The following is a 14,986-nucleotide window of genomic DNA, read 5'->3' as shown; positions in this document are numbered from 1 at the left end:
CACTATGTCCGCATACTCCCGCCCAGTGCTCCTGTTGCTCTGCGGCCTGTTGTTGCTCACGGTATCCATTGCCGTTTTGAATACGTTAGTGCCTCTTTGGTTAACCCATGCTCAGCTGTCGACCTGGCAAGTGGGAATGGTCAGCTCCTCTTATTTCAGCGGCAACCTGTTGGGCACGTTGGTGGCGGGCAAACTGATCCAGCGCGTCGGCTTCACCCGCAGCTACCATCTCTCCTGTTTGTTGTTCGCCGCCGCGACCGCCGGCATGGTGCTGTCGATCGATTTCTGGAGCTGGCTGGGCTGGCGCTTCTTCGCCGGCGTCGGTTGCGCCTGGATCTGGGTGATTGTGGAAAGCGCGCTGCTGCGCAGCGGTAATCTCAGCAACCGCGGCCAACTGCTGGCGGCCTATATGATTGTCTATTACCTCGGTACGGTGACCGGCCAATTGCTGTTGAGCATGACCTCGACCGAATTGCTGCACGTGGTGCCGTGGGTGACCGCCATCGTGATCAGCGCCATGCTGCCGATGCTGTTCGCGCGGGTCAACCGCCATGAAGACGAGCCGCAGCAGGCGGCGGTGTGGTCGATGCTGAAACGCCGCAGCGCGCGCCTCGGCATCAACGGCTGCATCATCTCCGGCATCGTGCTCGGTTCGCTGTACGGCCTGATGCCGCTGTATCTCTCCCATCAGGGCATGAGCGATGCCAACGTCGGCTACTGGATGGCGCTGCTGGTCAGCTCCGGCATCGTCGGCCAATGGCCAGTCGGGCGCCTGGCCGATCGTTACGGGCGCCTGCTGGTGCTGCGCATTCAGGTGTTCGTGGTGATCCTCGCCAGCGTGGCGATGCTCGGCAACTACGCCATGGCGCCTTCGCTGTTCATCCTCGGCTGCGCCGGCTTTACCCTGTATCCGGTGGCGATGTCCTGGGCCTGTGAGAAGGCGATGCCGCACGAGCTGGTGGCGATGAACCAGGCGCTGCTGATGAGTTACACCATCGGCAGCCTGCTGGGCCCATCGATGACGGCGCTGCTGATGCAAAACTACTCCGATCGCGTGCTGTTCGTGATGATCGCCGCCGTGGCGCTGGTTTACCTGCTGATGCTGCTGAAGAAGCAGAAACCGGATCGCCACCATACGCCGTTCGCCGCCGCCTGAGCATAAAAAAACCGGCCATGAGCCGGTTTTTTCTTGTGGCGCGCGCCAATCAGTAGATCACTTTGTGGCCGTAGCTTTCCAGGATGCCTTTGACGCGATCCATGGTCTCGGCCTTCGGCGGATGAACGCCGTCCAGCTTGTACTCTTCCCCCATCGCCACCCATTTGTGCTTGCCCAGTTCGTGGTAGGGCAGCAGCTCGATTTTCTCGATGTTAGTCATGTCTTTGGTGAACTCGCCCAACAGATGCGCCGATTTGTCGTCGTCTGACCAACCCGGCACCACCACGTAGCGGATCCAGGTGCGCTGGTTGCGTTTCGCCAGGTAGCGGGCGAATTCCAGCGTGCGGTGATTGGAAACGCCGACCAGGTTCTGATGGATCTCGTCGTTCATCTGTTTCAGATCCAGCATCACCAGATCGGTGGTGTCCAGCAGCTCGTCGATCACCGGATCGTAGCGGCGCACGAAGCCGTTGGTATCCAGGCAGGTATTGATGCCTTCGGCATGGCAGGCGCGGAACCAGTCGCGCACGAATTCAGCCTGCAGGATCGCTTCGCCGCCGGATGCGGTCACGCCGCCGCCAGAGGCATTCATGAAGTGGCGGTAGGCCACCGCGTCTTTCATCAGCTCTTCGACGGTCACTTCTTTGCCGCCGTGGGTATCCCAGGTGTCGCGGTTATGGCAATAGAGGCAGCGCATCAGGCAGCCCTGGAAGAAGACGATAAAGCGGATCCCTGGCCCGTCGACGGTGCCGCAGGATTCGAAGGAGTGGATGCGACCAGTTACTGACATTGCGGGTTTTTCTCCAATATTGACTGTCAAACGCAGTCTAAAAATAGGCGCGTGGCCGCCGGCCAGGTATCTGCGATGCAGTGGCGGGGTGAGCCCGCCACCGGGGGTAATGATGCCTGTCGGCCGGTCAGTTGCCGGATAACTGTTTTGCCGGCTATCCATTCAGTATAGATGTCCGGCAAAACAGACTCGTACAGAGTCAGGGGAGAGCGGTGGGAGAAAAGGGCCGGCAGAACCGGCCCTGACGTTGCTACCGGGCGGTTTCCCGCCCGGCTGGCGCATTACATCGTTTGAGTGAAGGTACGAGTAATGACGTCCTGCTGTTGCTCTTTGGTCAGCGAGTTGAAGCGCACGGCGTAACCGGAGACGCGGATGGTCAGCTGAGGGTATTTCTCAGGGTTTTCCATCGCGTCCAGCAGCATTTCGCGGTTCATTACGTTGACGTTCAGGTGCTGGCCGCCTTCGATGGAGGCTTCATGGTGGAAGTAACCATCCATCAGGCCCGCCAGGTTGGCTTTACGCACGTCGTCGTCTTTACCCAGCGCGTTAGGCACGATGGAGAAGGTGTAGGAGATCCCGTCTTTCGCGTAGGCAAACGGCAGTTTGGCTACCGAGGTCAGGGAGGCTACTGCGCCTTTCTGGTCGCGGCCGTGCATCGGGTTGGCGCCTGGGCCGAATGGTGCGCCGGCGCGGCGGCCATCCGGGGTGTTACCGGTTTTCTTACCGTACACCACGTTGGAGGTGATGGTCAGTACGGACTGAGTCGGTACCGCGTTGCGGTAGGTGCGCAGTTTCTGAATTTTCTTCATGAAACGTTCCACCAGGTCGCAGGCGATGTCATCGACGCGGGCGTCGTTGTTACCGAACTGCGGATACTCGCCTTCCACTTTGAAGTCGATAGCCAGGCCGTCTTCGTCGCGAATGGTGGTGACTTTCGCGTACTTGATGGCGGACAGGGAGTCGGCCGCCACGGACAGACCGGCGATGCCGCAAGCCATGGTGCGATAAACGTCACGGTCATGCAGCGCCATCAGCGCAGCTTCGTAGCTGTACTTGTCGTGCATGTAGTGAATGATGTTCAGCGCGGTCACGTACTGCTTGGCCAGCCAATCCATAAAGTGGTCCATGCGCGCCATGACTTTGTCATAGTCCAGCACTTCGTCCATCATCGGCGCTTCTTTCGGGCCGACCTGCAGTTTCAGTTTTTCGTCAACGCCGCCGTTGATGGCGTACAGCATGGTTTTCGCCAGGTTGGCGCGGGCGCCGAAGAACTGCATTTGTTTGCCGACGATCATCGGGCTGACGCAGCAAGCGATGGCATAGTCATCGTTGTTGAAGTCAGGGCGCATCAGGTCGTCGTTTTCGTACTGTACGGAAGAGGTGTCGATGGACACTTTCGCCGCGAATTTCTTGAAGTTCAGCGGCAGCTTCTCAGACCACAGGATGGTCATGTTCGGTTCCGGAGACGGCCCCATGGTGTACAGGGTATTCAGGAAGCGGAAGCTGTTTTTGGTGACCAGGGTACGGCCGTCGACGCCCATACCGGCCAGGGACTCAGTCGCCCAGATTGGGTCGCCGGAGAACAGCTCATCGTACTCAGGGGTACGCAGGAAGCGCACCATACGCAGTTTCATCACCAGGTGGTCGATCAGCTCCTGCGCTTGTTCTTCGGTCAGTTTGCCCGCCTTGATGTCGCGCTCGATGAACACGTCGAGGAAGGTGGACACGCGGCCGAAGGACATGGCGGCGCCGTTCTGGGATTTCACCGCGGCCAGGTAGCCGAAGTAGGTCCACTGCACCGCTTCTTGCGCGCTGGTGGCTGGGCCGGAGATGTCGTAACCGTATTTGGCGGCCATCTCTTTGATCTGAGCCAGAGCGCGATGCTGTTCAGCGATCTCTTCGCGCAGCTGGATGGTCATTTCCAGGTCTTCGCCGTTTTCCAGTTTTTCCTGCAGCGATTTGAACTGGTTCAGCTTGTCGGCCATCAGGAAGTCGATACCGTACAGCGCCACGCGGCGGTAGTCGCCGATGATGCGGCCGCGGCCGTAGGCGTCCGGCAGACCGGTCAGCACGCCGGATTTACGGCAGTTCAGGATGTCTTTGGTGTAAACGTCGAATACGCCCTGGTTGTGGGTTTTGCGGTATTCGGTGAACACTTTTTTCAGCTGCGGATCCAGTTCGCGGCCGTACACTTTGCACGAACCTTCGACCATTTTGATGCCGCCGAACGGGATCAGCGCGCGTTTCAGAGGGGCGTCGGTCTGCAGACCCACGATGGTTTCCAGCTCTTTGGCGATGTAACCCGCGTCGTGAGAAACGATGGTTGAAGCAACGTTGGTGTCGAAATCAACCGGCGCATGAGTGCGGTTTTCCAGTTTGATCCCTTCCATAACCTTGTCCCACAAGGTGGTGGTGGCTTGAGTAGCGCCAGCCAGGAAGGATTCGTCACCCTCATAAGGCGTGTAGTTTTTCTGGATGAAGTCACGAACGTTGACTTCATTCTGCCAGTCACCCTTGCTGAAACCTTCCCAAGCGTTGGCTAATTTCTCGTTAAGTTCGGTCATTGTACACCTACCTTTGATTGTGGATTTCTAACTCTGCGCGCGGTTACTCACAGCTTAGTGCTGCTCGCGGCCCCCGCGCAGATAAATTACCCAGTAAGTCAACCCAACCAGCAGACCACCGCCGATGATGTTACCGAGGGTGACCGGAATCAGGTTGTCGATGATGAAGTTGCTTACTGTCAGATGAGCGAATTGCTCAGGTACCGCCCCTACGGCTTGCCAGAATTCCGGCGTGGCGAAGTGTTTGACCACGATGCCCATAGGGATCATAAACATGTTGGCGATGCTGTGCTCGAAACCGCTGGCGACAAACATCCCGACCGGCAGCACCATGGCGAGCATCTTGTCGGTCAGGGTGCGGCCGGAGTAGCTCATCCAGACCGCCAGGCAGACCATCAGGTTGGCCAGAATGCCGAGGCACACGGCTTCGATGAAGGTGTGATGCAGCTTGTGGTCTGCGGTTTGCAGGACATTCAGGCCCCACTGGCCGTTGGCGACCATATACTCGCCGGAGAACCAGATCAGCGCCACGAAGAACAGCGCGCCGACCAGGTTGCCGAGATAAACGTTCAGCCAGTTGGCGCCCAGCTGGCCCCAGCTGATGCGGCCGCTGGCCTTGGCGATGACGATAAGCACGGTAGAGGTGAACAGGTCGGCGCCCGACACCACCACCAGCATTAACCCGAGAGAGAAGCAGATGCCGCCGACCAGTTTCGCCAGCCCGAAAGGCACGCCGGCGGTGCCGGTGGTCGCCGTGATGTAGAAGACGAAGGCGATGGAAATGAAGACACCGGCGGTGATCGCCAAATAAAACGTTTTCAGCGGATGTTTGGTGGCTTTATACACGCCGGCATCTTCAGCGATTTTCGCCGTGGCCGCAGGTAAAATCAGATCGAAGGGGCTGTCAGTTTTCAAACTAACTCTCGCTCTTAAGGGTTAAAACAACGCAATGAGATACTAGCAAAGCAGTATAGGGGAAAATTTGATTTGGATCATAAGGCGGGGAAGTAGAGCGGTGAAATGACGTGTTTTTTGTGTGGTTTTTATGGTTAATTTATTGATTTTCAATCAAAAACAATTTTTTAATGTTTGCAAATTTTTTTGAATCCACCGAGTGGTCGGCGTGGAGTAAAGTTAAATTTTTAGGCGTTTTGTCGCCGCGCGGCGCTGAAAGTTTAATTATCGGTTAATTATTATTTCACCGTCCGGCAACAATTGACGGTTTATTTATTTTTATGGTCGTTTAACCACCTATTTCCCGGCGAAAAAATAAAACCGAATGCGTTGAAATAAACCGCAAAATTGAAAACGCCGCAACGGAGTGCGGCGTTTGGCAACAGGGGTACTCCCAAAGTGGCAGTATCCCCTGATGATGCTTAGGCCTTGGCCCAGTGGCGGCGTTTGGCCGCCTGCAGCTTCTCGTAAGCCGCCAGCAGCGCCTGATGGGCCGGCAGCGCCTTCAGATCGGCATCGACGGCGAACAGCCCGTTGAAGCGCTCTTCACCGCTGATGGCGGCGGAGGCGGCGTCGACCGCTTCCTGGCCGTACATCTTCACGAACGCGGTATAGTACTGCGCCGCTTCGCGTTCAGGCTCCTGCGCCAGCAGCAGCAGCGTTTGCAGGCAGCGGTAGTAGTTGCTGCGCGCCGGGCTCAGCACCGAGGCGTTGAAGTCCTGCGTCCATTCGGTCCAGATCAGCGCCTGATCCAGATCGCCGCCCGCCAGCGCCAGCATCGACTTCAGCTCGCCCACGCGCAGGGTATACCAGGCGTTGTCTTTGCCGCTGGCAATGCCAAGCAGTTCGCGTACGCGGGTGAAATCGTCCAGCCCTTCGTCGTCCAACTGTTCGATCAGCGCCAGGTATTCTTCCGGCTCCCACTCGCTGCCCGGCAGCGCCAGCAGCGTATCGCGCAGGTGCGCACCCATGCTGTTGTTAGCCAGCAGCAGGTCTTCCGCCGGGTAGATATCGGACATGCCCGGCACGATGATGCGGCAAGCGTAGACGCCCAGGTGCTCGTAGTCGGCGATGTACACTTCCGCGTCTTCCTTGTCGAAGATGCTCATCAGGGTGGCGAACTCTTCCTGCGTGCTGCCGCTGAAGTTCCAGTCAACGAACGGATAGTCCGCGTCCTGCTTGAACAGATCCCAGGAGATCAGGCCGCTGGAGTCGATGAAGTGCGTTTCCAGGTTGGTGTGTTCCGCCACTTCTTCGTCATCGAAGGTCGGCGCGGTGAACACGTCGAGATCTTTCAGGCTGCGGCCCTGCAGCAGTTCGGTTACCGTGCGCTCCAGCGCCACGCCGAAGTCCGGGTGCGCGCCGAATGAAGCGAAGCAGGTGCCGTTGGTCGGGTTGAACAGCACCACGCAGATCACCGGGTAGTTGCCGCCCAGCGAGGCGTCATAGGAGAGGATCGGGAAACCTTCCTCTTCCAACTTGGCGATGGCTTCCACCACGCCCGGGTAGCGGTTCAGCACCTCGTCCGGGATCGCCGGCAGGCTGATGGATTCGGCGATGATGCGGTTTTTCACATAACGCTCGAACACTTCCGACAGGCCCTGCACGCGCGCTTCGTTGGCGGTGTTGCCGGCGGACATGCCGTTGGAAACATACAGGTTGCCGATGATATTCATCGGGATGTACACGGTTTGCTGGTCGGACTGACGGGTAAACGGCAGTGCACATACGCCGCGATCGGCGTTGCCGGACTGCAGATCGACCAGATCGCTGGCGCTCAGCTCTTGCTGCGGATCGTAGAAGGCGTGCAGACGTTCGTCGAGGATGCCGGCCGGCAGCGCGTCGTCTTCAGGGATCGGGAACCATTTCTCATTCGGATAGTGCACGAAGTCGCCTTCGGCGATCTGCTTGCCCAGATAGAAATCGGCGAAGAAGTAGTTGGTGGACAGGCGCTCGAAATATTCACCCAGCGCGGAGGCCAGCGCGGCTTTTTTGCTGGCGCCTTTGCCGTTGGTGAAGCACAGCGGGCAATCGCGATCGCGGATGTGCACCGACCACACGTGCGGCACCGGGTTCAGCCAGGAGGCTTCTTCGATGTTGAAACCGAGATCGCTCAGTTTCTGCTGGAAACGGGAGATGGAGTCTTCCAGGGCGGCGTCTTTACCGGGGATAAAAGTTTGCGTCATTGTCTTCACTTTTTGCGCGTACTAAAAACGCGCAATGATACGGGGTTTTACGCTGGAGCTCCACGTATTCCTAAAGCGGTGGCAAAGTCACAGTTTTTTTAAGGATAAAGACCATAATTCAGCAAGTTATCTGTCACGGAGAAATCTAATGAAATCAGTGAAACTCAGCGCGTTAACCCTCTTGTTGACCGGCGTCAGCGCCTCGGCGCTGGCGCTGCCCAACATCACCCTGCTGGCGACCGGCGGCACTATCGCCGGCGGCGGCGATTCGGCGACGAAATCCAACTATACCGCGGGCAAGCTTGGCGTCGAGGCGTTGGTCGATGCGGTGCCGGCGCTGAAGGATATCGCCAACGTGCAGGGGGAGCAGGTGGTGAACATCGGCTCGCAGGACATGAACGATCAGGTCTGGCTGACGCTGGCGAAGAAAATTGACGCCGACTGCGGCAAAACCGACGGCTTCGTCATCACTCACGGCACCGATACGCTGGAAGAGACGGCCTATTTCCTTGATTTGACGGTGAAATGCGACAAGCCGGTGGTGTTGGTGGGGGCGATGCGGCCGGCGACGGCGATGAGCGCCGACGGTCCGTTCAACCTGTATAGCGCGGTGGTGACGGCGGCGGATCCGCAATCGGCCAACCGCGGGGTGCTGGTGGCGATGAACGACACCGTGCTGGACGCGCGTGACGTCACCAAGACCAATACCACCGCCGTGCAGACCTTCCAGTCGCCAAACTACGGCCCGCTGGGGTATATCCACAACGGCAAGATCGATTACCAGCGCTCGCCGCAGCGTAAGCATACCCGGGAGACGCCGTTCGACGTCAGCAAGCTGAACGAGCTGCCGAAGGTCGGCATCGTCTACAACTACGCCAACGCCTCCGATGCGCCGGCCAAGGCGCTGATCGCCGAAGGCTATCAGGGCATCGTCAGCGCCGGGGTCGGCAACGGCAACCTGTATAAAACCGTGTTCGACACCCTGGCGACGGCGGCGCACAACGGCGTGGCGGTGGTGCGTTCTTCGCGCGTGCCGACCGGCGCCACCACCGAGGATGCGGAAGTGGACGACGCCAAGTACGGCTTCGTGGCCGCCGGCACGCTGAATCCGCAAAAGGCGCGCATTCTGCTGCAGCTGGCGCTGACGCAAACCAAAGACGCGAAGCAGATCCAGCAGATGTTTAATCAGTACTGATCGTTTCCTCTCCTGCGGGGGCCATCCGGGCTCCCGCAGCCATCTTGGCTGAATACAGCATAAAACACCGCGTTAACCCGCTGAATTTCCCCATGTCACAGGGTTTTATCGTCCAAACAATCGCGACGGCCGCAGAGCCTGTCATCACCCGGCACGGCCGTTTGCCGCCGACGGGCGAATAAGCGTTGCAGCCATGGGGCGTGAGTGATAAAACCGATGGGTTGGTTAACGCGAGCGTTAACTTCGGGCGTCTTTTCGACAGGTCGCTTTTCTGCGGCGAACAGTGAATGTGGTGAGGGGAAATGACTCAGGTTTATAATTTTAGCTCTGGCCCGGCGATGCTGCCGGTGGAAGTGTTGCGTCGTGCGGAACAGGAACTGTGCAACTGGCACGGCCTGGGAACGTCTGTGATGGAGATCAGTCACCGCAGCAAAGAATTCATCGCCGTTGCCGAGCAGGCGGAACAGGATCTGCGCGATCTGCTGAAAGTCCCCTCCAACTATAAAGTGCTGTTTTGCCACGGCGGCGCCCGCGCGCAGTTCGCAGCGCTGCCGCTGAACCTGCTGGGCGACAAGGCCACCGCCGACTATATCGACGGCGGCTATTGGGCGCACAGCGCCATCAAGGAAGCGGAAAAGTATTGCGCCCCGAACGTCATCGACGTGAAAACCCGCATCGACGGCCTGAGCGGCATCAAGCCGATGAAAGAGTGGCAGCTCAGCGCCGACGCGGCTTATGTGCACTATTGCCCGAATGAGACCATCGACGGCGTGGCCATCGATGAAACGCCGGACTTCGGCGACAAAGTGGTGATCGGCGATTACTCCTCGACCATCCTGTCCCGCCCGCTCGACGTCAGCCGCTTCGGCGTGATTTACGCCGGCGCGCAGAAAAATATCGGCCCGGCCGGCCTGACGCTGGTGATCGTGCGTGACGATCTGTTGGGCAAGGCGCGTAAAGAAGTGCCGTCGATCCTCGATTACACCGTGTTGGCCGAGAACGATTCGATGTTCAACACCCCGCCGACCTTCGCCTGGTACCTGTCCGGGCTGGTGTTCAAATGGCTGAAAGAGCAGGGCGGCCTGGTGGAGATGCAAAAACGCAATCAGGCTAAGGCCGAGTTGCTGTATGCGACCATCGATAAATCCGACTTCTACCGCAGCCAGGTTGCCATCGCCAACCGCTCGTGGATGAACGTGCCGTTCCAGCTGGCCGATGCGGCGCTGGACAAGGTGTTCCTCAGCGAAGCCGAGGCTATCGGCCTGCAGGCGCTGAAAGGCCACCGGGTAGTTGGCGGCATGCGCGCTTCTATTTACAATGCCATGCCGCTGGCCGGCGTCCAGGCGCTGACCGACTTCATGGCCGACTTCGAACGTCGTCACGGTTGATTCCGGCAGCCCGCCAGGCGCGGGCGGCCTCAGGCTGTTGTCCTTTTGCATTAAAGCGGCTCCGGCATTATTCCGGAGCCGTTTCGTTTATCAGAATTGGAGAGTTTTGTTCACATGGTGGATTCCCTGACGTTACAACCGGTCGCCCTGGTCAATGGCACCGTCAACTTACCCGGCTCGAAGAGCGTTTCTAACCGCGCTCTGCTGCTGGCGGCGCTGGCGGAGGGAACGACCCGGCTGACCAACCTGCTGGACAGCGACGACGTGCGTCATATGCTGAATGCGCTGCAGGCGTTGGGTGTGAACTACCGGCTTTCCGCCGACCGCACCGTGTGTGAAGTGACCGGCGTGGCCGGGCCGTTGGTGGCCAACCAACCGCTGGAACTGTTCCTCGGCAATGCCGGCACCGCGATGCGCCCACTGGCGGCGGCGCTGTGCCTAGGTGAAGGCGACGTGGTGCTGACCGGGGAACCCCGCATGAAAGAACGCCCGATCGGCCATCTGGTGGACGCGTTGCGCCAGGGCGGGGCGCAGATTGATTACCTCGAACAGACCGATTACCCGCCGATTCGCCTGCGCGGCGGTTTCCTGGGCGGCGACGTCACCGTTGACGGCAGCGTCTCCAGCCAGTTCCTGACCGCGTTGCTGATGACCGCGCCCCTGGCGCCGCAGGATACGCAGATCCACATCAAGGGCGAGCTGGTTTCCAAGCCGTACATCGACATTACGCTGCATCTGATGCGCACCTTCGGCGTATCGGTGAGCCACGACAACTACCGGGTATTCCATATCCAGGGGCGCCAGACGTATATCGCGCCGGGCGATTACCTGGTTGAGGGCGACGCTTCTTCCGCCTCTTACTTCCTGGCGGCGGCGGCGATCAAGGGCGGCACCGTGCGCGTGACCGGCATCGGTCGCAAAAGCGTGCAGGGCGACACCAAGTTTGCCGACGTGCTGGAGAAAATGGGCGCGCGCATCACCTGGGGCGACGATTTCATCGAGTGCAGCCGCGGTGAACTGCGCGGCATCGACATGGACATGAACCACATTCCCGACGCGGCGATGACCATCGCCACCGCAGCGCTGTTCGCAGAGGGGCCGACCACCATCCGCAATATCTACAACTGGCGGGTGAAGGAGACCGACCGTCTGGCGGCGATGGCCACCGAGCTGCGTAAAGTGGGGGCGGAAGTGGACGAAGGCGAAGACTACATTCACGTCGTGCCGCCGGCCAAACTGCAGTTCGCCGAGATCGGCACCTACAACGATCACCGCATGGCAATGTGCTTCTCGCTGGTGGCGCTGTCGGATACGCCGGTCACCATTCTCGATCCGAAATGCACCGCGAAGACCTTCCCGGATTATTTCGAACAGCTGGCGCGCATCAGCCAGCCGGCGTAACCCGTCAAATCGTTTATTTTAAGGCCCCTTTGCGGGCCTTTATCGTTTTTAACCTTTGGCGACCGGCGTTTCTTCTATACTTTTTCGCGGTTGTGCGCTTATTTTCAACAACCGGATAGTTCCAGGGTAACAGATCGCCGTAGGGCAGCGTATAATACGCCACCGTATTTGCCCCTGATTGGGCAGGTGACAGAGCTCACGGGCTTCGAGTCGAAGCGCGCCGTGCCTCTGTGAGGTTTTCTACCTGAAGGAGAGAGAAATGACGGCTACAGCCCCGGTGATAACCGTTGATGGACCAAGTGGCGCGGGCAAAGGCACGCTGTGTAAAGCGTTGGCCGAGTCCCTTGGTTGGCGTTTGCTGGACTCCGGCGCGATCTATCGCGTGCTGGCGCTGGCGGCGTTGCATCATCAGGTGGATATCACTTCTGAGGAAGCGCTGGTTCCGCTGGCCGCACATCTCGATGTTCGCTTCGTTGCCCAGGACGGCAAGCTGCAGGTGATTTTGGAAGGTGAGGACGTCAGTAATGAGATCCGCACCGAAACCGTCGGCAACACCGCGTCGCAAGCGGCTGCGTTTCCGCGCGTGCGCGAGGCGTTGCTGCGCCGCCAGCGCGCATTCCGCGAGGCGCCCGGCCTGATTGCCGATGGCCGCGACATGGGCACGGTGGTGTTCCCGGACGCGCCGGTCAAGATTTTCCTCGACGCCAGCTCGGAGGAGCGCGCGCACCGCCGCATGCTGCAGTTGCAGGAAAAGGGCTTTAATGTTAACTTTGAACGTCTTTTAGCCGAGATAAAGGAACGGGACGACCGTGACCGTAATCGGCCTATCGCGCCTCTGGTGCCCGCTTCTGACGCCCTCGTGCTGGATTCTACCAGCATGTCGATCGAAGAAGTGATCCGGCAGTCGTTGACGTATGCACAGAAAGTGTTGGCGTTGCCGCAGCAATAAGCGCGGCGGCGCTATTGGCTTTTTGTCATATTTGTCATAGCGGTATCGCAATATATCGGGTAAAATTTTACCCCTGTAACCTTAAACCCTGTCGGCATGGAGCCAATGGCGGGGTATGTGAAACAACCCCATTCGGCGGGACGCTAAATGGACGTTAAACTAAAGAACCCTGAAGATTAACAACATGACTGAATCTTTCGCTCAACTCTTTGAAGAATCCTTAAAAGAAATCGAAACCCGCCCGGGTTCCATCGTTCGTGGCGTCGTTGTTGCTATCGACAAAGATATCGTACTGGTTGACGCCGGTCTGAAATCTGAGTCTGCCATCCCGGCAGAGCAATTCAAAAACGCCCAGGGCGAGCTGGAAATCCAGGTTGGTGACGAAGTTGACGTTGCTCTGGATGCTGTTGAAGACGGCTTCGGTGAAACCCTGCTGTCCCGTGAGAAAGCTAAGCGTCACGAAGCTTGGATCACGCTGGAAAAAGCCTACGAAGAAGCTGAGACTGTAACCGGTGTTATCAACGGCAAAGTGAAGGGTGGCTTCACCGTCGAGCTGAACGGCATCCGCGCGTTCCTGCCAGGTTCCCTGGTTGACGTGCGTCCGGTACGTGACACTCTGCACCTGGAAGGCAAAGAGCTTGAGTTCAAAGTCATCAAGCTGGATCAGAAGCGCAACAACGTTGTCGTTTCTCGCCGTGCGGTTATCGAATCCGAGAACAGCGCTGAGCGCGATCAACTGCTGGAAAACCTGCAGGAAGGCATGGAAGTTAAAGGTATCGTTAAGAACCTCACTGACTACGGTGCATTCGTTGATCTGGGCGGCGTAGACGGCCTGCTGCACATCACTGACATGGCTTGGAAACGCGTTAAGCACCCAAGCGAAATCGTCAATGTTGGCGATGAAATCACTGTTAAAGTGCTGAAGTTCGACCGCGAGCGTACTCGTGTATCCCTGGGCCTGAAACAGCTGGGCGAAGATCCATGGGTTGCTATCGCGAAACGTTACCCAGAAGGCACCAAGCTGACTGGCCGTGTAACCAACCTGACTGATTACGGCTGCTTCGTAGAAATCGAAGAAGGCGTTGAAGGTCTGGTACACGTTTCTGAAATGGATTGGACCAACAAGAACATCCATCCGTCCAAAGTTGTTAACGTGGGCGACGTAGTGGAAGTGATGGTTCTGGACATCGATGAAGAACGTCGTCGTATCTCCCTGGGCCTGAAGCAGTGCAAATCCAACCCATGGCAGCAGTTCGCAGAAACCCACAACAAGGGCGACCGCGTTGAAGGTAAAATCAAGTCTATCACTGACTTCGGTATCTTCATCGGCCTGGACGGCGGCATCGACGGCCTGGTTCACCTGTCTGACATCTCCTGGAACGTTGCAGGCGAAGAAGCTGTACGTGAATACAAGAAAGGCGACGAAATCGCTGCGGTTGTTCTGCAAGTTGACGCAGAGCGCGAGCGTATCTCCCTGGGCGTGAAGCAACTGGCTGAAGACCCGTTCAATAACTACCTGTCTATGAACAAGAAAGGTGCTATTGTTACTGGTAAAGTCACTGCAGTTGACGCCAAAGGTGCTACAGTTGAATTGGCAGGCGGCGTAGAAGGTTACCTGCGTGCATCTGAAGCCTCTCGCGACCGCATTGAAGATGCAACTCTGGTTCTGAACGTAGGTGACGAAGTTGAAGCTAAATTCACCGGCGTTGACCGTAAGAACCGCGTTGTAAGCCTGTCCGTACGTGCTAAGGACGAAGCTGACGAGAAAGACGCCATCGCAACTGTTAACAACAAACAGGAAGAAGGCAACTTCTCTAACGCAATGGCTGAAGCTTTCAAAGCGGCTAAAGGCGAGTAATGACGGGGGGCGGTCGCTGACCGCCCCGATACGGTAGTTTAGCTGCAAAGCTTGGAGGTACTATGACCAAGTCTGAACTTATTGAAAGACTTGCTGGCCAGCAATCTCATATTCCGGCGAAGGCCGTTGAGGATGCAGTGAAAGAGATGCTTGAGCACATGGCCGCTACGCTGGCCGAGGGCGAACGCATTGAGATCCGCGGATTCGGCAGTTTTTCTCTTCACTACCGTGCCCCGCGTGTAGGCCGCAACCCGAAAACCGGTGACAAAGTTGAGCTGGACGGCAAGTACGTTCCTCACTTCAAACCAGGCAAAGAGTTGCGTGACCGCGCCAATATCTATGGCTAGTCGCTGACTGATCATAGCGTTGTTGCTTGAAAAGAATATAAAACGGTGCCTGTAAGGCGCCGTTTTTTTTCGCCTGCGATTCTCCACGATACGCTTGTGAATTGCGTACTGCGCCGCATTTGCGGTGTAGTTGCTGCATAAACCTCTCTTACCCTGGCGCGCTCGCCGCATTCTCGCTAAAGCCCGCTGGTCGCGGCA

Annotated in this window: 11 protein-coding genes; 7 read left to right on the top strand and 4 right to left on the bottom strand. The window is 58.0% G+C overall.

The features are described 5' to 3' along the window. Nucleotides 1-4: 4 nt before the first annotated feature. Nucleotides 5-1,156: an MFS transporter gene (locus ACJ8OK_RS13580; RefSeq protein WP_060559131.1), complete on the top strand. Its 1,152-nt coding sequence runs from the start codon at nt 5-7 to the stop codon at nt 1,154-1,156. A gap of 49 nt (nt 1,157-1,205) precedes the next feature. Here the strand turns inward: ACJ8OK_RS13580 and pflA are convergent, their stop codons facing one another. The 4 genes from pflA to ycaO form a co-directional block, all read right to left on the bottom strand. Beyond that, nucleotides 1,206-1,946: a pyruvate formate lyase 1-activating protein gene (gene pflA / locus ACJ8OK_RS13575; protein ID WP_015377324.1), complete on the bottom strand. Its 741-nt coding sequence runs from the start codon at nt 1,944-1,946 to the stop codon at nt 1,206-1,208. A 281-nt stretch (nt 1,947-2,227) separates the two neighbouring features. Continuing rightward, the gene (gene pflB / locus ACJ8OK_RS13570) at nt 2,228-4,510 is read right to left on the bottom strand and encodes a formate C-acetyltransferase (protein ID WP_033633448.1); all 2,283 of its coding nucleotides are present in this window, start codon (nt 4,508-4,510) and stop codon (nt 2,228-2,230) included. Nucleotides 4,511-4,564: 54 nt separating this feature from the next. Next, nucleotides 4,565-5,425 carry a formate transporter FocA gene (gene focA, locus ACJ8OK_RS13565; protein ID WP_004928284.1) on the bottom strand — a complete coding sequence of 287 codons (861 nt, stop codon included), beginning with the start codon at nt 5,423-5,425 and terminating at the stop codon, nt 4,565-4,567. A 461-nt stretch (nt 5,426-5,886) separates the two neighbouring features. Then, nucleotides 5,887-7,650 (bottom strand): 30S ribosomal protein S12 methylthiotransferase accessory factor YcaO, encoded by a 1,764-nt coding sequence (ycaO, locus tag ACJ8OK_RS13560; RefSeq protein WP_004928282.1) that lies wholly within the window; start codon nt 7,648-7,650, stop codon nt 5,887-5,889. A gap of 148 nt (nt 7,651-7,798) precedes the next feature. On the opposite strand from ycaO, the gene ansB reads away from it, so the two are divergent. The 6 genes from ansB (at nt 7,799) to ihfB (ending at nt 14,788) form a co-directional block, all read left to right on the top strand. Then, a complete protein-coding gene (gene ansB / locus ACJ8OK_RS13555) occupies nt 7,799-8,845 on the top strand; it encodes an L-asparaginase 2 (RefSeq protein WP_082996885.1) in 1,047 nt (348 codons plus the stop codon). A 302-nt stretch (nt 8,846-9,147) separates the two neighbouring features. Continuing rightward, a complete protein-coding gene (gene serC, locus ACJ8OK_RS13550) occupies nt 9,148-10,233 on the top strand; it encodes a 3-phosphoserine/phosphohydroxythreonine transaminase (protein WP_033633446.1) in 1,086 nt (361 codons plus the stop codon). 114 nt (nt 10,234-10,347) lie between these two features. Then, nucleotides 10,348-11,634, top strand: coding sequence for a 3-phosphoshikimate 1-carboxyvinyltransferase (aroA, locus tag ACJ8OK_RS13545; protein WP_048322730.1), 1,287 nt, complete (start codon nt 10,348-10,350; stop codon nt 11,632-11,634). A gap of 259 nt (nt 11,635-11,893) precedes the next feature. Beyond that, nucleotides 11,894-12,583, top strand: a complete 690-nt coding sequence (cmk, locus tag ACJ8OK_RS13540) for a (d)CMP kinase (protein WP_442530637.1) — start codon at nt 11,894-11,896, stop codon at nt 12,581-12,583. Nucleotides 12,584-12,767: 184 nt separating this feature from the next. Then, the gene (gene rpsA, locus ACJ8OK_RS13535; protein WP_004928267.1) at nt 12,768-14,441 is read left to right on the top strand and encodes a 30S ribosomal protein S1; all 1,674 of its coding nucleotides are present in this window, start codon (nt 12,768-12,770) and stop codon (nt 14,439-14,441) included. 62 nt (nt 14,442-14,503) lie between these two features. Beyond that, nucleotides 14,504-14,788 carry an integration host factor subunit beta gene (gene ihfB, locus ACJ8OK_RS13530; protein ID WP_004928264.1) on the top strand — a complete coding sequence of 95 codons (285 nt, stop codon included), beginning with the start codon at nt 14,504-14,506 and terminating at the stop codon, nt 14,786-14,788. The last annotated feature ends 198 nt before the right edge of the window (nt 14,789-14,986 follow it).

It is taken from the genome of Serratia sp. CY71090 (assembly GCF_052166845.1).
Lineage (GTDB): Bacteria > Pseudomonadota > Gammaproteobacteria > Enterobacterales > Enterobacteriaceae > Serratia > Serratia nematodiphila.
Note: the sequence above shows the minus strand (reverse complement) of the source record. Positions and strands in the feature narration are given on the sequence as shown.

Bases quoted from the DNA above. Each gene is read 5' to 3' on its own strand.
- ACJ8OK_RS13580 (WP_060559131.1), top strand. From the start codon at position 5: ATGTCCGCATACTCCCGCCCAGTGCTCCTGTTGCTCTGCGGCCTGTTG.
- pflA (WP_015377324.1), bottom strand. From the start codon at position 1,946: ATGTCAGTAACTGGTCGCATCCACTCCTTCGAATCCTGCGGCACCGTC.
- pflB (WP_033633448.1), bottom strand. From the start codon at position 4,510: ATGACCGAACTTAACGAGAAATTAGCCAACGCTTGGGAAGGTTTCAGC.
- ycaO (WP_004928282.1), bottom strand. From the start codon at position 7,650: ATGACGCAAACTTTTATCCCCGGTAAAGACGCCGCCCTGGAAGACTCC.
- ansB (WP_082996885.1), top strand. From the start codon at position 7,799: ATGAAATCAGTGAAACTCAGCGCGTTAACCCTCTTGTTGACCGGCGTC.
- serC (WP_033633446.1), top strand. From the start codon at position 9,148: ATGACTCAGGTTTATAATTTTAGCTCTGGCCCGGCGATGCTGCCGGTG.
- aroA (WP_048322730.1), top strand. From the start codon at position 10,348: ATGGTGGATTCCCTGACGTTACAACCGGTCGCCCTGGTCAATGGCACC.
- cmk (WP_442530637.1), top strand. From the start codon at position 11,894: ATGACGGCTACAGCCCCGGTGATAACCGTTGATGGACCAAGTGGCGCG.
- rpsA (WP_004928267.1), top strand. From the start codon at position 12,768: ATGACTGAATCTTTCGCTCAACTCTTTGAAGAATCCTTAAAAGAAATC.
- ihfB (WP_004928264.1), top strand. From the start codon at position 14,504: ATGACCAAGTCTGAACTTATTGAAAGACTTGCTGGCCAGCAATCTCAT.